This window comes from Ralstonia sp. GX3-BWBA (assembly GCF_003290055.1).
In the GTDB taxonomy this organism is placed as follows: Bacteria; Pseudomonadota; Gammaproteobacteria; order Burkholderiales; family Burkholderiaceae; genus Ralstonia; species Ralstonia holmesii.
The window spans coordinates 561,338-580,172 of record NZ_QMKS01000004.1 but is presented as its reverse complement, the minus strand read 5'-3'; the positions used below and the strand labels follow the sequence as shown (position 1 = coordinate 580,172).

At 64.1% G+C, this 18,835-nt stretch carries 16 protein-coding genes and 1 tRNA gene; 4 read left to right on the top strand and 13 right to left on the bottom strand.

What is annotated here, in order from left to right; genetic code table 11:
• Positions 1 to 75: 75 nt before the first annotated feature.
• Positions 76 to 2,397 (bottom strand): NADP-dependent malic enzyme, encoded by a 2,322-nt coding sequence (locus DOD19_RS04450; RefSeq protein ID WP_112184216.1) that lies wholly within the window; start codon positions 2,395 to 2,397, stop codon positions 76 to 78.
• Positions 2,398 to 2,692: 295 nt separating this feature from the next.
• Positions 2,693 to 3,361, bottom strand: coding sequence for a DUF4136 domain-containing protein (locus DOD19_RS04445; RefSeq protein WP_112184214.1), 669 nt, complete (start codon positions 3,359 to 3,361; stop codon positions 2,693 to 2,695).
• 155 nt (positions 3,362 to 3,516) lie between these two features.
• On the opposite strand from DOD19_RS04445, the gene pepN reads away from it, so the two are divergent.
• The 3 genes from pepN to DOD19_RS04430 all read left to right on the top strand — a co-directional run bounded on the left by pepN (position 3,517) and on the right by DOD19_RS04430 (position 7,434).
• The gene (gene pepN / locus DOD19_RS04440; protein ID WP_112184212.1) at positions 3,517 to 6,219 is read left to right on the top strand and encodes an aminopeptidase N; all 2,703 of its coding nucleotides are present in this window, start codon (positions 3,517 to 3,519) and stop codon (positions 6,217 to 6,219) included.
• Positions 6,220 to 6,265: 46 nt separating this feature from the next.
• A complete protein-coding gene (locus DOD19_RS04435; protein WP_112184210.1) occupies positions 6,266 to 7,282 on the top strand; it encodes a class 1 fructose-bisphosphatase in 1,017 nt (338 codons plus the stop codon).
• A 76-nt stretch (positions 7,283 to 7,358) separates the two neighbouring features.
• A tRNA-Thr gene (locus tag DOD19_RS04430) sits at positions 7,359 to 7,434 on the top strand.
• A 152-nt stretch (positions 7,435 to 7,586) separates the two neighbouring features.
• Here the strand turns inward: DOD19_RS04430 and DOD19_RS04425 are convergent.
• The 9 genes from DOD19_RS04425 to lysM form a co-directional block, all read right to left on the bottom strand.
• Positions 7,587 to 9,542 (bottom strand): sigma-54-dependent Fis family transcriptional regulator, encoded by a 1,956-nt coding sequence (locus DOD19_RS04425; RefSeq protein WP_112184208.1) that lies wholly within the window; start codon positions 9,540 to 9,542, stop codon positions 7,587 to 7,589.
• Between the two features lie 165 nt (positions 9,543 to 9,707).
• Positions 9,708 to 11,288, bottom strand: coding sequence for a GMC family oxidoreductase (locus DOD19_RS04420; RefSeq protein WP_112184206.1), 1,581 nt, complete (start codon positions 11,286 to 11,288; stop codon positions 9,708 to 9,710).
• A 33-nt stretch (positions 11,289 to 11,321) separates the two neighbouring features.
• On the bottom strand, positions 11,322 to 11,894 hold the full coding sequence (locus tag DOD19_RS04415; RefSeq protein ID WP_112184204.1) for a gluconate 2-dehydrogenase subunit 3 family protein: 573 nt from the start codon (positions 11,892 to 11,894) through the stop codon (positions 11,322 to 11,324).
• 74 nt (positions 11,895 to 11,968) lie between these two features.
• Positions 11,969 to 12,751, bottom strand: a complete 783-nt coding sequence (locus DOD19_RS04410) for a lipoate--protein ligase (RefSeq protein ID WP_112184203.1) — start codon at positions 12,749 to 12,751, stop codon at positions 11,969 to 11,971.
• A complete protein-coding gene (locus tag DOD19_RS04405) occupies positions 12,751 to 13,461 on the bottom strand; it encodes a dihydrolipoamide acetyltransferase family protein (RefSeq protein WP_112184201.1) in 711 nt (236 codons plus the stop codon). Before DOD19_RS04405 ends, DOD19_RS04410 begins: the two co-directional genes overlap by 1 nt.
• Positions 13,458 to 13,709: a lipoyl domain-containing protein gene (locus DOD19_RS04400; RefSeq protein WP_024975241.1), complete on the bottom strand. Its 252-nt coding sequence runs from the start codon at positions 13,707 to 13,709 to the stop codon at positions 13,458 to 13,460. The genes DOD19_RS04405 and DOD19_RS04400 overlap by 4 nt, the downstream gene beginning before the upstream one ends.
• On the bottom strand, positions 13,706 to 14,779 hold the full coding sequence (locus tag DOD19_RS04395) for an alpha-ketoacid dehydrogenase subunit beta (RefSeq protein ID WP_024975240.1): 1,074 nt from the start codon (positions 14,777 to 14,779) through the stop codon (positions 13,706 to 13,708). The genes DOD19_RS04400 and DOD19_RS04395 overlap by 4 nt, the downstream gene beginning before the upstream one ends.
• A gap of 32 nt (positions 14,780 to 14,811) precedes the next feature.
• Positions 14,812 to 15,822 (bottom strand): thiamine pyrophosphate-dependent dehydrogenase E1 component subunit alpha, encoded by a 1,011-nt coding sequence (locus tag DOD19_RS04390; protein ID WP_112184199.1) that lies wholly within the window; start codon positions 15,820 to 15,822, stop codon positions 14,812 to 14,814.
• A 306-nt stretch (positions 15,823 to 16,128) separates the two neighbouring features.
• The gene (gene lysM, locus DOD19_RS04385; RefSeq protein WP_009241111.1) at positions 16,129 to 16,614 is read right to left on the bottom strand and encodes a peptidoglycan-binding protein LysM; all 486 of its coding nucleotides are present in this window, start codon (positions 16,612 to 16,614) and stop codon (positions 16,129 to 16,131) included.
• A 303-nt stretch (positions 16,615 to 16,917) separates the two neighbouring features.
• On the opposite strand from lysM, the gene DOD19_RS04380 reads away from it, so the two are divergent.
• Positions 16,918 to 17,952, top strand: a complete 1,035-nt coding sequence (locus DOD19_RS04380; RefSeq protein ID WP_112184197.1) for a PHB depolymerase family esterase — start codon at positions 16,918 to 16,920, stop codon at positions 17,950 to 17,952.
• Positions 17,953 to 17,958: 6 nt separating this feature from the next.
• On the opposite strand, the gene DOD19_RS04375 is transcribed toward DOD19_RS04380, so the two are convergent.
• Together DOD19_RS04375 and DOD19_RS04370 are read right to left on the bottom strand one after the other, a co-directional pair.
• The gene (locus tag DOD19_RS04375) at positions 17,959 to 18,264 is read right to left on the bottom strand and encodes a hypothetical protein (protein WP_112184195.1); all 306 of its coding nucleotides are present in this window, start codon (positions 18,262 to 18,264) and stop codon (positions 17,959 to 17,961) included.
• A gap of 106 nt (positions 18,265 to 18,370) precedes the next feature.
• Positions 18,371 to 18,781, bottom strand: a complete 411-nt coding sequence (locus tag DOD19_RS04370) for a YXWGXW repeat-containing protein (protein ID WP_024975236.1) — start codon at positions 18,779 to 18,781, stop codon at positions 18,371 to 18,373.
• Positions 18,782 to 18,835 lie beyond the last annotated feature (54 nt).

Here is an 18,835-nt window from a genome sequence, read left to right as displayed (position 1 = left end):
GCGCCTGGACTTTCCCCAGGCGCCGTTTTCTTTTGGACCGCCAACGTTCAGCGGCCCAATGGTCGGATCAACCGATCAACGCGTAGCCGACACATCCGCCACAGCCAGCGCCGTCATGTTGACGATGCGACGCGATGTGGCCGACGGGTTCAGAATGTGCACCGGCTTGGCGGCGCCCAGCAGGATCGGGCCGACCGTCACGCCCTGCCCGCCCGTGATCTTGAGCAGGTTGAACGCGATGTTGGCAGCATCGAGCGACGGCATCACCAGCAGGTTTGCGCTGCCCGAGAAGGCGCTCTTCGGCAGGAAGTGGTGGCGAATGTCTTCCGACAACGCCGCGTCACCCTGGATCTCGCCTTCCACCTGTAGATCCGGCGCTTCGGTCTTCAGCAGGTCATACGCAGCGCGCATGCGGCGGGCCGATGCGTTCTTCGACGACCCGAACATCGAGTGCGACAGCATCGCCACCTTCGGCTCCTGGCCGAAACGGCGCACCTCTTCTGCTGCCAGCTTGGTGATGTCGGCCAGCTCTTCCGCGCTCGGCATCTCGTTGACGAACGTGTCGGTGATGAACAGCGTGTGCTTCTCCAGCATCAGGCCGTTCATGGCCGCGAACACCTTGGCGTTCGGGGCCAGGCCGATCACGTCGCGCACGTGTTCCAGGTGGGCATCAAAGCGGCCAACCGTGCCGCACAGCAGCGCATCGGCATCACCCAGACGCACCAGCAGTGCACCGATCAGCGTGTTCGAACGGCGCAGCGCCGACTTCGCCATGTCCGGCGTCACGCCGTTGCGGCCCATCAGCTCGTGGTAAGCGGTGTGGTACTGGTGATAGCGGCGGTCGTCTTCCGGGTCCACCAGTTCGAAGTGCACGCCCGGCTTCAGACGCAGGCCCGCCTTCTGGATACGCATTTCAATCACGTGCGGACGGCCGATCAGGATCGGCTTGGCCAAGCCTTCGTCCACCACCGTCTGCACGGCGCGCAGCACGCGCTCTTCTTCACCTTCGGCGTACACGACGCGCTTCGGGTTGGCCTTGGCAGCCGAGAACACCGGGCGCATGGTCAGGCCGGTGTGGTACACGAAGTCGCTCAGCTGGGCGCGATAGGCATCCAGATCCTTGATCGGGCGCGTAGCCACGCCGGACTCTTCCGCGGCCTTTGCGACGGCCGGCGCGATCTTCTCGATCAGACGCGAATCGAACGGCTTCGGGATGATGTAATCCGGGCCGAAGGTCAGGTCCTGGCCCGCGTAAGCCTGGGCTACCGCGTCGTTCGTTTCGGCTTCCGTCAGCTCAGCAATGGCCTTCACGCATGCCAGCTTCATCTCTTCCGTGATCTTGGTGGCGCCGCAATCGAGCGCACCGCGGAAGATGTACGGGAAGCACAGCACGTTGTTGACCTGGTTCGGGTAATCCGAACGGCCCGTAGCGATAATGCAGTCCGGGCGCGCGGCCTTGGCCACTTCCGGGCGGATTTCCGGCTCGGGGTTGGCCAGCGCCAAAATGATGGGCTTCGGACCCATGGTCTTGACCATGTCGGCGGTCAGCACGCCGGCGGCCGAGCAGCCCAGGAACACGTCTGCATCGCGAACGATGTCGGCCAGCGTACGGGCCGACGTGTCTTGCGCGTAGCGCGCCTTGTTCGGCTCCATCTTGGCATCGCGGCCGACGTAGATCACGCCCTTCGAATCGACCACGTAGACGTTCTCGCGCTTGACGCCCAGGCCCACCATCACGTCCAGGCAGGCGATGGCCGCGGCACCCGCGCCCGACACGGCCACCTTTACGCTGCCGATGTCCTTGCCGACAACCTTCAGGCCGTTGAGCAGCGCCGCCGACGAGATGATCGCCGTGCCGTGCTGGTCATCGTGAAAAACGGGAATGTTCAGGCGGTCACGCAGCTTCTGCTCGATGTAGAAGCACTCCGGCGCCTTGATGTCTTCAAGGTTGATCCCGCCCAGCGTCGGCTCCAGCGAGGCAATGATGTCGACCAGCTTGTCCGGATCGCGTTCGGCCAGTTCGATATCGAACACATCGACGCCGGCAAACTTCTTGAACAGGCAGCCCTTGCCTTCCATCACCGGCTTGCTGGCCAGCGGCCCGATGTCGCCCAGGCCCAGCACAGCGGTGCCGTTGGTGATCACGCCGACGAGGTTGCCGCGCGAGGTGTATTCCGCCGCCAGCGACGGGTCTTGTTCAATGGCCGTACACGGATACGCCACGCCCGGCGAATACGCCAGCGACAGGTCGCGCTGGTTGATCAGCGCCTTGGTCGGGCGCACCTCAATCTTGCCGCGCGTCGGAGCGCGGTGATATTCAAACGCGGCGCGGCGCAGCTCGGCCTCGGCGCCTTGGTCTTGGGAATCCGGCGAGGCGTCGTGAAGCTTGTCGTTCATAGCAATGAATCCTGATGAAGAGTTCCGCAGATGAGGCGCCCGTGCGCTCAGGCGGAAACTCCCTGAGACGAAGTGGCGAAAAACAGTGGGAACAGAGGGAAACCGGGAGCGAGGCCGCACGCGTTGCGCAGCACCGTCAGGAGGGTAGCGACGGGGCGGAGGCAGCGCCGGCCAGGGGTGGCGGTCGGCGCGGGAAGGGATGAAGTGACAACGCTCAAGCGGGATACGGCTGGCGGCCTACAGATTAGGTCATGCATTCTAACGTAGACCGCCGGCCAAAACCCACCCTGGCGCACTACTTGGGTGCCGGCCCGGATGCGGGTTTCGCCGCCGGTTTCACCGATGGATCAATGGGCAGCTCTACGAGGATGGGCTGCGCGTTCGGCGCCGGAAAATTGGCAAATGCGCTGCGTACCAGATAGGGCATCACAGCCGTCAGCGATCCATCCCCACCCTGCGTTTGCGCCGTCACCTGATACACGCGCTTGCCGGTGGCTGCCTCGTCAATTTCCACGTGATAGGCATAGAACGGCACCTGCACGTTGGTATCCACGTATTGCGGCCCCCACGGACCCCAGGGCCCCCAAGGACTGCGCCATGGCCCCCAGGGCCCTGGGCCCCAATACGGATCCGGGTACACAGGCTGGCGCACCTGCACGAGCTGCGTGGCAGTCGAGTAGTCCAGGCGAACCAGATAGCGTGCGCTGGCACGCGGCACGCTGGTAAAGCCGTGGGCGGCCAGTTGGTCTGATGTCCAGGCCTCGTAGGTCTGGCGCTCCAGATCATTTTGCTGCGCTGCGGTGTGCTCGAAGGCATAGGTGCGCGGCGGGTTGTCGGTCCAGCCGGGTTGCCGGAACGCCGTCACCTGACTGGTGACGGTGCTCGCGCAGCCCGCCAGCAGGCTGGCCGCCATCAGCGCGCCGGCCATCGGCCAGACGCCCGATGTCTTGATCCATTTCCACATAGAAAATCCCCCTACTCTCAATCAGACAGATGGTCGCGGGCCCCGGAAGCGGGGCTGCGCGCGCTCTGTTACTCAGAGTGACGCCCCGCGCGGAAGATTCCCGCCAAGGGCCTGAGTACAATGGCCTTTTGCGTACCGCTACGAGGATGTTACCGATGTTGCGCACCGATACCGCCGTCACGATTTACCGCAAGGACTACACCGCGCCCGCTTTCCGCATTGACGAAGTGGCCCTGGAGATCGATCTCGTGCCCGAGCGCACCCGCGTCGTCAACCGCTTGCGCATGACGCGCACGGACGCCGGCAAGCCCCTCGTGCTGGTGGGTGAAGGACTGGAACTGGCGGGCGCAACCGTCGACGGTAAAGCGCTGTCCGGCTTGCAAGCCTCCGGCGACACCCTCACCATCGATGCCGTACCGGCCGATGTTGGCACCAGCTTCACGCTGGAACTCACCACCTACTGCAATCCCGCAGCGAACTCCTCGCTGATGGGCCTGTACGTTTCCAACGGCAACTTCTTCACGCAGTGCGAGGCCGAGGGCTTTCGCAAGATCACCTACTTCCTCGACCGCCCGGACGTGATGACGGTCTACACCGTCACGCTGCGCGCATCGAAAGCGGACTACCCGGTGCTGCTGTCCAACGGCAACCTCATGTCGGAGCGCGACCTGCCGGACGGCCGCCATGAAGCCGTGTGGCACGACCCGTTCAAGAAGCCGTCGTACCTGTTTGCCCTGGTGGCAGGCAAGCTGGAGTGCATTGAAGAACGCATCCGGTCGGCCTCCGGCAAAGAGAAGCTGCTGCAGGTGTGGGTGGAAGCGCAAGACCTCGGCAAGACCCGCCACGCAATGGATTCGCTCATCCACTCGATTCATTGGGACGAACGCCGCTTCGGCCTGGAGCTGGATCTCGACCGCTTCATGATCGTCGCCGTGGGCGACTTCAACATGGGCGCAATGGAGAACAAGGGCCTGAACATCTTCAACACGAAGTACGTGCTGGCCAATGCCGAGACGGCAACCGATGTGGACTTCGCGAACATCGAATCGGTGGTCGGCCACGAATACTTCCATAACTGGACGGGCAACCGCGTCACTTGCCGCGACTGGTTCCAGCTGAGCCTGAAAGAAGGCCTGACGGTGTTCCGCGATCAGGAGTTCTCCGCCGACATGGCCGCGGCCGCCGGTAACGAAGCCGCTGCGGCCAGCGCCCGTGCCGTCAAGCGCATCGAAGACGTGCGCGTGCTGCGCCAGGCGCAGTTTCCGGAAGATGCAGGGCCGATGGCCCACCCGGTGCGGCCCGACAGCTACGAAGAAATCAACAACTTCTACACCGTCACGGTGTATGAAAAAGGCGCCGAAGTCGTGCGCATGTACCAGACCCTGCTCGGTCGCGACGGCTTCCGCAAGGGCATGGACCTGTACTTCCAGCGTCATGATGGCCAGGCTGTCACCTGCGACGACTTCCGCGCTGCCATGGCCGATGCCAACGGCCGCGACCTCACGCAATTTGGCCGCTGGTACAGCCAGGCTGGCACGCCGGTCGTGGCCGTTGAAGGGCGCCACGATGCGGCCACGCACACCTACACGCTCACGCTGCGCCAGCGCTGCGAGCCGGTCGGCATCGAGACCACCAGCGGCATCCAGAAGCAGCCGTTCCACATTCCGTTTGCGATCGGGCTGATCGACAAGCAGGGCCACGATTTGCCGCTGCGTTTGCGTGGCGAAGCCGCATCGCCCTCACCGGTGACCACGCGCGTGCTGGACTTCACTGAAACCAAGCAGACCTTCGTCTTCGAAGATGTGGCCGAAGCGCCGTTGCCCTCGCTGCTGCGCAATTTCTCGGCGCCGGTGATCGTTGAATACGGCTATACGACCGAGCAGCTCACGTTCCAGCTCGCGCACGATTCAGACCCGTTCAACCGCTGGGAAGCCGGCCAGCGCCTGGCCACCGACACACTGCTGCGCATGGTGACGGACATCCAGCATGGCCGCGCGCCTGAGGTCGACCCAGCGCTAGTTGAAGCCCTGCGTGCCGTGGTCGCCGACACCTCGCTGGATCCGGCCTTCCGCGAGCAGATGCTGATCCTGCCGGCCGAAGGCTATCTGGCCGAGCGCATGGATGTGGCCGATCCGGCTGCCATTCACGCGGCCCGCCGCACGCTGCGCCGCACGCTGGCAGAAAAGCTCAACGCGGAGCTGCTGCGTGCCTATCAAGACAACCAGACCGAAGGCGCTTACTCGCCCGATGCTGTGTCTGCAGGCAAGCGCGCGCTCAAGAACATCGCCCTCGGCTATCTGGTGGAAACCGAAGCCCCCGAAGCGCTGGCCCTGGCCGAACAGCAATATGCCCGCGCCACCAACATGACCGACCGCATGGGCGCCCTCTCCGCAATGGTCACCAGCTATGCCCCGGGCCGCGAAGCCGCACTGGCCGATTTCTACACGCGCTTTGCCGACGATGCGCTCGTCATCGACAAGTGGTTCTCGCTGCAAGCCATGCAGCCAGGTGCCGCTGGCAAACCGACGCTGGCCACCGTGCGCGCGTTGATGGCCCATCCGGCCTTCACGCTGCGCAATCCGAACCGCGCGCGCTCGCTGATCTTCGGCTTCTGCTCGGGCAACCCCGCGCAGTTCCACGCCGCCGATGGTTCGGGCTATGCCTACTGGGCCGAGCAGGTGCTCGCGCTCGACGCCATCAACCCGCAGGTCTCCGCCCGCCTGGCACGCGCGCTGGACCGCTGGCGCAAGTACGTGCCCACGCTGCGCGACGCCATGCAGGACGCGCTCAAGCGCGTGGCGGCACATCCGAGCCTCTCGCGCGATGTGCGCGAGATCGTCGGCAAGGCGTTGGCCTGAATGTCACCGCTTGTATCGTAAAATCGCGCCCGTCTCAGGAGAACCCATGAAGCGCATCAACCTCACCCGCTACCTGATCGAAGAGCAGCGCGAGCACAACACCATCCCGGCCGAGCTGCGCCTGCTGCTCGAAGTCGTGGCGCGCGCCTGCAAGGCGATCTCGCACAGCATCAACAAGGGCGCGCTGGCCGGCGTGCTCGGCTCGGCCGGCACCGGCAACGTGCAAGGCGAAACCCAGCAGAAGCTGGACGTGATCGCCAACGAAGTCCTGCTCGAAGCCAACGAATACGGCGGCAACCTGGCTGCCATGGCTTCGGAAGAGATGGAATCGTTCTACGAGATTCCCCACCGTTATCCGAAGGGCGAATACCTGCTGCTGTTCGATCCGCTCGACGGCTCGTCCAACATCGACGTGAACGTCTCGATCGGCACGATCTTCTCGGTGCTGCACATGCCCCAGGCCGGCCAAGCCGTGACCGAGGCCGATTTCCTTCAGCCGGGCGCCAAGCAGGTCGCCGCGGGCTACGCTGTGTACGGCCCGCAGACCACGCTGGTATTGACGGTGGGCAACGGCGTGCACATGTTCACGCTCGACCGCGAAGTTGGCAGCTTCGTGCTGACCAGCCGCGACGTGAGGATTCCGGCCGACACGAAGGAATTCGCCATCAACATGTCGAACATGCGCCATTGGGCCCCGCCCGTGCGCCGCTACATCGACGAATGTCTGGCTGGCACGGAAGGCCCGCGCGGCAAGGACTTCAACATGCGCTGGATCGCCTCGATGGTGGCGGACGTGCATCGCATCCTCACACGCGGCGGCATCTTCATGTACCCCTGGGACAAGCGCGAGCCAGGGAAGGCCGGCAAGCTGCGCCTGATGTACGAAGCCAACCCCATGGCGTTCCTGGTGGAACAGGCAGGCGGCGCCGCCACCAACGGCGAGCAACGCATTCTGGACATCCAGCCCGAACAGCTGCACCAGCGCGTGGCGGTGGTTCTGGGTTCAAAGAACGAGGTGGATCGCGTCACGCAATATCACCTCGAAGCCAAGAAAACAGCGTAACGACGCCATGTGAGATTGTTGTTCCGGCGGTTCTTGCAGGGCGACAAAAAGTTCTGTTAGAATCGCTGTTTCCGACGCCGCTGTAGCTCAGTCGGTAGAGCAGCGCATTCGTAATGCGAAGGTCACCAGTTCGATTCCGGTCAGCGGCACCAGAATAAAAAAAGGGTTACAGGTTCTGCCTGTAACCCTTTTTGTATTTCTAGCTTCCCGGACGGGTGTTCAACCCGCCGCCCCTCCCCCAGAACGACACCGATTCGCCCCACCCCAGAGACAAGCGCCCTTGGCTTTTCCGGGGCGCCCAACCTTATTGCTGATTCGGCGCAACAATCCCGAACCGTTCCATCTGCCGATAGACCGTCGCGCGCGCGATGCCAAGCTCGTGCGCAACGTGGGTGATGCGCCATTTGTTCCGGCGCAGCGCGGCCAGCAGGACTTCCCGCTCGTTGTCCGGCGCGGCATCGGCGGCGCTTGAAGCCCCGCACGCCCCACCGTCTATCGTGCTCTCGAGAACCTCCGGCGGCAATGCGTCGACATCGATCAGGCCGTCGTCGCTCATGGCGAGCGCAAAGCGCAGCACGTTGCGCAACTGCCGGACATTGCCCTGCCACGGGTAGCTGCGCAGCACCGCCAGCGCGGCCGGCGCGAGGTTCGCGTGCATGTCGAGCTGACGCGCTTCTTCTTCGACGATACGTGCGATCAGGTAGTCCTTGTCACAGCGCTCACGCAGCGTCGGCAGGTGCAGCGTTGCGCCGCACAGCCGGTAGTAGAGATCCTCGCGGAAGCGCTGCTCGGCAATCAGCTGGCGCAGATCACGGTGCGAGGCGGCAATCACGCGCAGGTCGACCGGAATCGGTTTTTCGGAGCCCAGCGGCATCACCTCGCGTTCGGACAGCACACGCAACAGCCGGCTCTGCAGATGGAGCGGCATGTCGCCAATTTCGTCTAGGAACAGCGTGCCGCCGTCCGACTGGGCAATCAGGCCACGCATGCCTTTGTTGCGGGCGCCGGTGAAGGTGCCAGGCGTGTAGCCGAACAGCTCGCTCTCGATCAGAGATTCGGGAATGGCCGCGCAATTGACCGCGACAAACGCCTTGCTGCGACGCTCGCTGGCGGTATGCAGGGCCTTGGCCAGGACTTCCTTGCCGGTGCCGGTCTCGCCTTGCACCAGGATGTTGAGCGGCTTGTTGGCCAGGCGCTTGGCCTGCAGGATCAACCGCTGCATCTGCGGGTCGTCGGCACCGAGAGCCTCGAGCGCAGCGCTCGCCTCGGGGCTGGGCAGCGCCGGCGCAGAGGCCGACGCCGACGGCATAGACGGCTTACCAGGGGCGCCGCGTGGCGGGATCCCCGTCGCGTAATACAGCCCGTGGTCGAACATCCGAATCGCAGTACGCTCGGATGAGGTGCCCGCACGGGCGATGCGCCACAGCTCGCTCATGTTTTCGCGAAACACTTCGGTCAGCAGATGGCCACGTACGTCGGCGTGCGGATCGCTCTCAAGCCGCAACTTGCGCCGGCCGCCGCTGTTGACCCCGCGAATCACCCCATTGCCATCGAAGGCGACCATGATCTCGCTATCCACATCCACCAGCGACCACGTTGAACCGAGCCGCAAGATCCACTGGTCGCGGAAGTAGCGCAGGAAGTTCGCGTCTTCGATCTTCTGCGCGTACATGGCGGTCATCTGCAGCGCAAGGTGCTGCCCTTCGCGCGGTGCCGGCGCACTGAGAGCGGACACATCGAGCACGCCCAGGAAGTTGCCAGTCGGGTCAAACAACGGCGCGCTGTTGCAGGTGAGCGTGATGTGGCATGCGTCGAAATGATCGGTCTGATGGCACGTCACAGGGGCCTGCTCGACGATGCAGGTGCCGACCGCACAGGTACCGGCGCGCGACTCACTCCAATCGGCCCCCAGGTACAGGCCAGAACGCTTGAGTTCGCGATCCAGATTGTCGTTGCCGATGAAGTCGACCGTGACGCCGTAGGCATCGGTCAGTAGCAGCACGTAATCGAGGCCCGAGACACGCTTATAGAGCTGCTCCATGCCGGTACGCGCGACGCTCAGGAAATCCTCGATCTGATCCTTGTGCTCGCGCAGGCGCTGCGCCTCCACGATATAAGCGGGTGTGGGGCGACTGGGGTCGCGGCCGTAGTCGTCCAGGCAGCGCCGCCATGAGCGCTCGATGACGCCCTGCGCCTCGCCCGGCTGCTGCGAGAAGGCGAGCAGCCGCTCGATATGTGCGCGGTGTGCTTTTTGCTGCACGACTGTCTCCTTAGCCGCCGCATTTGAAAGGGTGCGAAGCCCGTGCTACCGGTCTTTGCCGGCATTGGAGCGAGGGCAGATGCGGTTCTACGCTAATCGATTTACCCGGCTGCCGCAACGTAATGGCAACGTAACGGCAGCGCAAGGGAAACGAGATTGGCTGGCTTAGATTTCCCTCCTGTTCAATGCCCCGGCAATGTATTCGGCCTGCCGGATCGCCAGGGCCACGATGGTGAGCGTGGGGTTGGCCGCCGAACTGGACGTGAACTGACTGCCGTCCGAAATGAACAGGTTTTTCACGTCGTGCGCCTGGCCCCAGCGGTTGACTACGCCGTCGCTGGCCTTCGCACTCATGCGGTTGGTGCCCATGTTGTGGCTGGCCGGATAGGCAGGCATGTCGATCACGCGTGTCGCACCCACCGCCTCGGACACCTTGCGCCACTGCACCAGGCCGTGCGCGGTAATCTTTTCGTCGTTTTCGTGATAAGTCTTGGTGACGATCGGGATGGGCAGACCGTACTGGTCTTTCTCCGTGGGGTGCAGCGTGATGGTGTTCTGCTCGCGGGCCATATCTTCACCGCAGACCCACACGCAGCTCATGTGGTCGTACATCTCCATGGCCGATGTGAAATCGCGCCCCCAGCCGCCCGGCTTCATGAACGCGGCCGTGTACGGCAGATGAATGGCCAGGCCTTCGAGGTAATAGCCGCCGACAAACCCGCGCTTGGTGTTGAGTGGCACCTCATCGGCCACCACCGCCGCGATGTCAAAGCCGCGATACATGTAGACCGGCTTCTTGTGGATCGACACCGCCGCCGCCGTCGCGTGGTTCATGTAGTTCTTGCCCACCTGCCCTGAAGAATTTGCGAGCCCGTTGGGGAACATGCCCGACGCCGAGTTCAGCAGCAGCCGCGGCGATTCGATGGAGTTGCCCGCAACGCAGACCACCCGCGCCTTCTGCAGTTGCTTGCGGCCCTTGTTGTCGACATAGAGCACACCATTGGCGCGACCCTGCTTGTCATGCTGGATCTGCAGCACCATCGACTCGGGCCGCAGTTCGACATTGCCCGTAGCCTGGGCGCGCGGCACTTCAGTGTAGAGCGTCGACCATTTCGCGCCGATCTTGCAGCCCTGCATGCAGAAGCCGATCTGCATGCAGCCCGGGCGACCGTCGTACGGTTCGGAGTTCGACGCAGCCGGACGCACGATGTGCTTGTAGCCGACCTTCTTCGCCCCCGCCTCGATCACCTTGTAGTGGTTGTTGGGCGGCATGGGGGGCAAGCCGCTGGCCTTGGTGCCGCACACGCCCATCTTCTTCTCGGCCAGTTCGTAGTACGGTTCAAGCTCGGACAGCGTGATCGGCCAATCCAGCACGTTGGCCCCGTCGATGGCGCCGTAAGTGGTTTTGGTGTGGAAGTCGTGTTCCTGAAAACGCAATGCCACGCCGGACCAGTGCACCGTGGAACCACCCACGCCCTTCACGATCCAGGCAGGCAGGTTCGGATACGTCTTGGTGTGGTGCCAACCACCCGCCGAGATGCGTTTGTCCAGCCACGAAATCTTGTTGAACATGGCCCACTCGTCGTTCTCGAAATCGGCCTGCGTGTAGTGCTTCCCCGCTTCCAACACCACGCATTTGACGCCGCGCTGCGCCAGCTCGTTGGCCAGTGTGCCGCCGCCCGCGCCCGAGCCGACGATCACGACGACGCTGTCGTCGTCGAGGGAAAACTTTGCCTGATCCGTCATGATGGTTGTCTCCGTTTTTTTATGTGCCGAGGCTTAGAGCCAGTCGATGTCGTCAAAGCCGCGGTGCAGGTAACCGCCCTTCTGCCACGACGAGCCCTCGTAGCCGAACAGGGGCCAGAGCTTCTTGTTGTTGTAGAGGCCGGTGACCAGATCGCCCTGGACCTTCTTGAAGAAGGGCGTGGACTCGATGTCCTTGAGCAGCAACACACGTTCGTTCTCGGTCTTCACCTGGGCATAGGGCACGCCATAGCGTTGCCTGGCGCGTTGGTCCAGGTCGTGCACGCCATCGATCAGCAGCGCCTTCACTGCGGGGTCCTTGCCTGCGGCCACGTCATAGGGCGCGACCGCCTCCACGTAGAACTTCTCGGCCAGCTTGTCGTGCGGATAGATGTCGCGCGCCATGCGCACCAGCGTCTTGCCGGTGACGGTGCCTAGACGAGGAAAGCTCTGCTCGACCACCACATCCTTGGTAACCGCCATGGCCGCAGGAACGACCGTGACGCTGATGGCGGCCAAGCCGCCACCGCGCAGAAAGCCGCGTCGCGACACCTTGGGTTGCTTGTCCAAAACCCGCATGGCGGAGCCAGCGGCTGGCGTGGGTTTCATGTTGGTTGCCTCCGTTATCGGGCGAGCACAGCGCGCGCCTTATCTTGTTGAAATGCACAACGTTGACCGTCGACTCACGGGCCTGCCGTGGCAGACCGGGTGGCCTGCGCCGGATGCGGCACGCGGCGCGAATGGCGGGATTCATTCGTGGGGTCATGCTCGCCAAGCACATCGACCAGCATGTGGTGCAGGCCCTCGGCCAGTACGGTTGCCAGCAGCGGCGCACCCAGCTGCTCGGTGCAGGACGTCGTGCAGGCCTGCAGGCGCTGGGCATCCGCTGGGTTTGCCCCCAATGCCGCGCAAAGCAGCGGCCAGTCCGGCGGCGAGATGAGCGCGCCGCACGTCAGCAGCACACCTGTGCGCCGACGTACCTGCGCGAGGCCGACGATCTTGCGTTGCCCGACCACCACCTCCCACGGCGACAACGAACCGAAACAGGCCCACTTGAGCGATCGGGCCGGCGGCGTCATCTGCAGTTCCTCGGGCGGCACGGCATAGGCGGGAATGCCGAGGTCTCGCAGCAGCCCTGCGTGCAGCACGCCCAACCATCGGTAGCTCGACACCGTGCCGGTGCCCGCCACCAGCGGGTGATCGGCCGGCAGCACGATCGACGCCGACAACATCCAGGGCCCGGCCAGCACCGCACCGCCTCCGGCGTCGCGCACAACCACCGGTGTGGCGCCGCCTGCCATGCCCGGATGCAAGGCCGCCTGCGCACGGCCCAGGACAACACCGGGGCCCGCATACGTCCACAGCCGCACCGCAGGCCGCAGGACCGGTTGCGCAAGTTGCGCGCGGTTCCACTCCTGCTCTTCTGCGCAGTGGATTCCGTCGGAGAGAAAGTCGGACGCGAGCATCACAGGCCTTCGACAGTTTCCAAACGCGTCTTCAGATCGGTCAGGAAGCGTGCGGCCGGGTAGCCGTCCACCGCGCGGTGATCGAAGATCAGATGCAGGCCCATCATTGGCGCGATCACGATGCTGTCGCCCTTGACCACCACCCGCTTGGCAACGCGCGTCACCCCCAGGATGGCAACCTGCGGCACGTTGATGATGGGCGTGAAGCTGTCGATGCCCGTCATGCCGAGATTGGTCACTGTGAAGGTGCCGTGCTGATAGCTGCCGGCCGACAACATGCCGGCGCGGGCGCCTGCCGCCAAGCGGCGGCTTTCGGCGGCAATGTCGGCCACTGACTGCGTGTCGACATTGCGCAGCACCGGCACCATCAGCCCTTCATCCAGGCTGACGGCCAAGCCGATGTTGACCTCGGGCATCAGCTCGATCTCTTTCTCGAGCAAGCGGGCGTTCAGGCGCGGATGCTCGCGCAGTGTCAACGCCACCGCACGCAGCACGAAGGCCGTCAGCGTGACCTTGCACTGCGGCCCGAGCTGCTGCTGCAATGCCTGCACGGCGATCTCGAGCCGGGTGGCATCCACCTCGATCGACTGCGCCACGCGCGGCACCTGCCAGGCGGCGCTCATGGTGCGGGCGATGGCACCGCGCATGCCGGCAATCGGCACGACACGACGCTCGCCAGCATCGGGCACGAAAGCGAGGGCTTCGCTCATGCTTTCGGCTCCAGCCGGGCGAGCACGGCACCGCGCCCGAAGGTGTCTTGCGCCGCCACCTCCAGCACAGCGACAACGCCATCAGCAGGCGCTGCCACTTCGTGCGTGGTCTTGACCAGCTCGACCACCGCCAGTGCCTGCCCCGCGCTCACTGCATCGCCGGGCTTGACCAGCCAATCCTGCAACAGGGCCTCGGTACCGTCTTCAACGTCCTGCCAGACGGCGTCGGACATCACGATGTCGATCATGCTGCTTCTCGCTTGAGTGAATAGGAAACGGGTTGGTGCTGCACCAGTGCACGCACCTGGACGACGATGCTGTCGACCTGTGGAATGACGAACTGCTCGAGCGGACGGGAATACGGGATGGGCACATCGGGCACCGCCAGCCGCCGCACGGGCGCGCGCAATGCGACGGTGTCGAGGTTCTCTGCCACGATGGCGGCAATCTCGCCTGACAGGCCGAAACTCAGGTAATCCTCGTCGGCCACCAGCAGCCGCCCGGTTTTGGCCACCGAGCGCAGCACGGCCTGACGGTCGAGCGGCACGATGGTGCGAAGGTCGATCACCTCGACATCGATGCCCTCGGCCGCCAGTTGCTCGGCCGCGAGCAGCGACTTCTGCACCATCTGCGAGAGCGTGACGATGGTCACGTCGCGGCCCTCGCGTGCCACGCGGGCCTGCCCGAAGGGAATCGTGTAGGCCTCTTCGGGCACCGCGTTCGTGCTGCCCTCGAAATAGGACATCCACGACAGGCCCATGATGCCCTTGTGGTAGCAGAAGATGACCGGGTTGTCGTCGCGGATAGCCTGGATCATCAGGCCCTTGGCGTCATACGCGTTGGACGGCACGACCACCTTCATGCCCGGCATGTGGGCAAAGCTGGCGTACAGACATTGCGAGTGCTGGGCCGCGTCGTTGTAGCCGCCGCCGATGCCGGTCGTGATAACCGCGGGCAGCGCGACACGGCCGCCCGACATGTAGGTGTTCTTCGCCAGGTGGTTGTAGATCTGGTCGAAGCACACGCCGAAAAAATCCACGAACATCAGCTCGGCAATGGGGCGCAACCCTTCTGCCGCTGCCCCGAGTGCTGCGCCGATAAACGCCGTCTCCGAGATCGGCGTATCCATGATGCGATCCGGCCCGAAGCGGTCGAGCAGCCCGGTGGTGGCGCTGAAAATACCGCCGTACTTGCCGATGTCTTCGCCCATGACGAAGACACGCGGGTCGCGTTCCATTTCCTGGCCAATCGCTTCGGAAATGGCCTGCGCCATGGTGAGGGTGCGCGCGCCCTGCGCCGCGCCTTGTGAGGCTTGCATGGTGAGTCTCCTGTGATGGCCGCAGGGGCTGCTTAGTGAACGAAAACGTGATTCAGCGCGTCGCTCGGATCGGGGTATGGGCTGTTGCGGCCGAAGTCGTAAGCCGCATCAATGCGCGCCGCGATGGCGGCCCGCAGTGAGGTGTCCGTGTCGTCATCAAGCAGGCCCGAAGCACGTAGACTGCTGCCGAGCAGGTCGATGGGGTCGGACTCGCGCAGATGCTTCGCTTCGTCCTTCGGGCGGTAGGTTTCCGGATCCCCCTGGAAGTGCCCGAGGTAGCGGTCGGTCTTGACCTCGATGAGCGTCGGCCCTTCACCGCGGCGCGCGCGGGCGATGGCCTCGCCGGCCGCGTGATACACGGCCACGGCGTCGTTGCGGTCCACCAGCACGCCAGGCATGCCGTAGCCGGCAGCACGTACATCGTTGGAAGGCACGGAGGTCGAATCGGCTTTCTCGACAGAGATGCCGTACTTGTTGTCTTCGCAGATGAAGACGACAGGCAGCTTCCATAGCGCCGCCAGATTCAGCGATTCATGGAACGCACCCTGATTGGCCGCGCCCTCGCCAAACACCGCAACGGCCACCCAGTCCTTGTTCAGCTTGCGCGCAGCCAGTGCAGCGCCGCAGGCCTGCGGCATGCTCGCGCCAACGATGCCGCTGCACGAGAACTTGGTCTCCGGGTGAAACAGGTGCATATGGCCGCCCTTGCCGCGTCCAAGGCCCGTTGCCTTGCCGAAGATCTCGGCGGTCATTTCATCCAGGGGCACGCCCTTGGAGATGGCGAAATGGTGGGCACGGTGCGGGCCGACCACGGTGTCTTCGGGCCGCAGATGCGCACACACGCCCACCGCCACCGGTTCCTGCCCTGCCGACAGGTGCATCTCGCCAGGCACAGGGCCGGCGCCAATATCAAAGGCCAGGCCCTTCTGGATTTTCGGCGGCAGCTTGCCTTCCAGATAGACCTTCGCCATGGCCTCTTCGTACTGGCGAATCTCGATCATCTTCTCGTACATCCACAGAAGATGTTGCGGTGTCGGGTCCATGCAAAGTCTCCTCTTGCTTTCGTATCGGTGTCCGGCTGCTGTGCCGGCTGACCGGGAATTGCAAGAGGGGTGCCAGCTGCATGCGGAAACGGGACGCGTGCATGGGAATTACCCGCAAAGCCTTTCAGTGCAAGGAATTGCGACGATGCAACCGGAGATGGCAAGGCACCTGAAGACGTCTCGGCAAAGCGCTGCCGAACGAGACAGACGTCGCAGTGAATGCGACAGGTGTCTCACTCAACCGTCATGCGTGAGCAAAAGAAAAGGGCCCGAAGGCCCTTTGTCTTGATGCAACCGCCAGACAGGTCACGCCGCCGGAATGCGCAGCTTCTGCCCGGGATAGATCTTGTCCGGATTCGACAGCATCGGCTTGTTGGCTTCGAAGATGGCCGGGTACTTGTTGGCATCGCCGTAGAACTTCTTGGCGATGGCCGAGAGCGTGTCGCCGCGCTCCACGGTGTGCCATTGCGATTCTTCCGACTCGGTGTTGACCGACATCTGGTCATCCACCGACTTGATGCCCTCGACGTTGCCGCAGCACAGAATGATCTTCTCGCGCGTGGCTTGGTCGGGCGCTACGCCAAACACCTTGGCAGCATCGCCTTCAACCTGCACTGACAGCGCCGTGGCGCTCAGGCCCTGCTGCGCGATGTAGTCCTGGATGGCCTGGCCCTTGGCATCGTCGGCTGCCTTGGCGGCATCGGCATCCGCCGACGCATCGGCCGGCGCGGCGGCAGCGCTGCCGTGGAAGAGCTTCTCGCCAGCCTCTTTGATGAAGTCAAAAAAACCCATAACGACCTCCATAAGTACACAACGGGGAACGGGAAAGCAGAAGGGCGTGCCCCAGTCGGGCTCGCCCGTCGCGGCAGTGTAGCCGCTCACCTACGGTGTCTCCATGACAGTCTCGCGCGCAATTGCAAACTTTGCGCCCCGCTTAGGCGTCCATGAGGCGCTTCACCCACTTTGCATGCTGCATTGCAACAAAATCACTGGCACACTGTCTTACCAATATCAAAACCACTTGCGACCCCTCGGAGAGCACGGGCACCATCGTCCTCATCCGCGCTCATTTCCGCCGCCATGCACCGTACTTGGATGAAATCCATCACCCGGCTAGTCGACGCCCTGACCACCCCAGGTTTTGGGCGCCAGTCATGGCCGCCCAAACCGGTCAAGCCGCTCAAGCCAACCGCACGCCGCGATAATCCGCGCCGCGTACGTCCCACGCCCACCCAGGGCACCTTCGTGCGCGAACAGTTCATCTACGAACCCGAGTCCCCTGCCGTGGTGGCACGCCGGCCGGAATACTGGCTGTACACACCGCCCCTACGCGGCAGCAAGCCCCCCGCCCTGATGGTGATGCTGCATGGCTGCAAGCAATCGGCAGAAGTGCTGGCGCATGGCACACGCATGAACGCACTGGCAGACCGCGAGGGCTTTATCGTGCTGTATCCGGAGCAGCCGCGCCGCGCGCATCCGCAATGTTGCTGGCACTGGTATGACCCAGAGCACGCCGGTGCGCGCGAGGCCGATGGCATTGCCCAATTGATCCAACAAACCTTGGCACAAACTGGAGCGGACCCTTCGCGCGTGTATCTGGCAGGCTTGTCAGCCGGCGCGGGATTGGCCGGCCTGCTGGCATTGCGTCATCCGAAACTGCTCGCCGCGTTGGCACTGCATTCCGGCCCGGCCTTGGGCGTGGCACGCTCGCCGGCGTCTGCATTGAACCTGATGCGCCGCGGGGCACGCGTCGACGCCGTCGATGCGCTCTCAAGCGTGGTGAACGTGGCCACCTACCCCGGCATGCCGACGATGCTTCTGCACGGCCTGCGCGATGAGGCCGTCAACCCCGCCAACCAGGCGCAGTTGGCCGCGCAATTCCGCGCACTGAATCATCTGGGCGACGAAGGCAACGTCTCACGCGAAACCACGCGCGGCGAGGGTTACGTCCTGCGCAACGACATGCGCGACGGCGAATGCATCGTCAGCCTGTGCCAGCTCACCGCCGCGGGCCACGCCTGGAGCGGCGGCGACCCGCGCTACGCATTCCACGCACCGGGGCCCGACTCGACGTGGCTGTGGTGGCAATTTGCGCGCAGGCACGTTCGCGACACAGCGCTGGCGGCGTAACCCACGTCAGAGATCGATCGACTGCTGGACCGAGTTGCGTCCCAGCAATTCATCGATCAAGCCATAGCCGCGCGTGAGCCCGGCATCTTCGGCGGCTTCACGCGTGGGCAGCGGGCGGTCGTCATGCGAGTGGGCGACGAGCGTTTCGACGGCCGTCGGGTCTGCGCCGGACTCGCAGATGCGCACGACAAAATCCCACTGCATGGGTCCTTGCCCCCCTTTGTCGGATTTGCGCTCGGCACGGGGAATGGCCAATACGTAGACGTCGAAGTCTTTGTACAGCTCGGTGCGCCAGTTCGATTCCATTGTCATGTTGCCTCCCGGAAGGCGCCGCGGCCGCTCACTGGGCGGTTGCGGCGTCGACAAACCTGCCTGCAAAAAAAACAGGCCGGTACATGACCGGCCTGTCGTTGCATCATCAGCATTCACCCTTGCGCGCGTGGCCCGGGGGGCAGTGGTAGCGGTCGTCGCGATCGCGGTCACGGCCACGCCAGCGGCCGTCGTCGCCGCGGTCCCAACCACCGTCACGCATTTGCCAGCCGTGCGGACCCTGCTCCCAACGCGGCTCGCGCCAGTGGTAACCCGGTCTGCCATGTTCACGATAGCCGCGACGCCATACATAGCGGCCATCGCGCCATTGCCAGTAACCCGGCACCCATACGTAGCCCGGCTGCAAGACCGGCACAGGCTCGTACTGCGGCGCCGGTGGCGCGTAGGTCGGGCCGATCTGCACACCGATCGACACCTGTGCCTGTGCAGGCAAAGCGATCGACCCGGCCACACCGGCAGCCGCCAGGCATGCAGCGAGAATCCATGCGTTTTTCTTCATGTGAGGACCTCCTTCTCAAACCAATCGAACTTGAATGGATCGTAGCATCGGGTT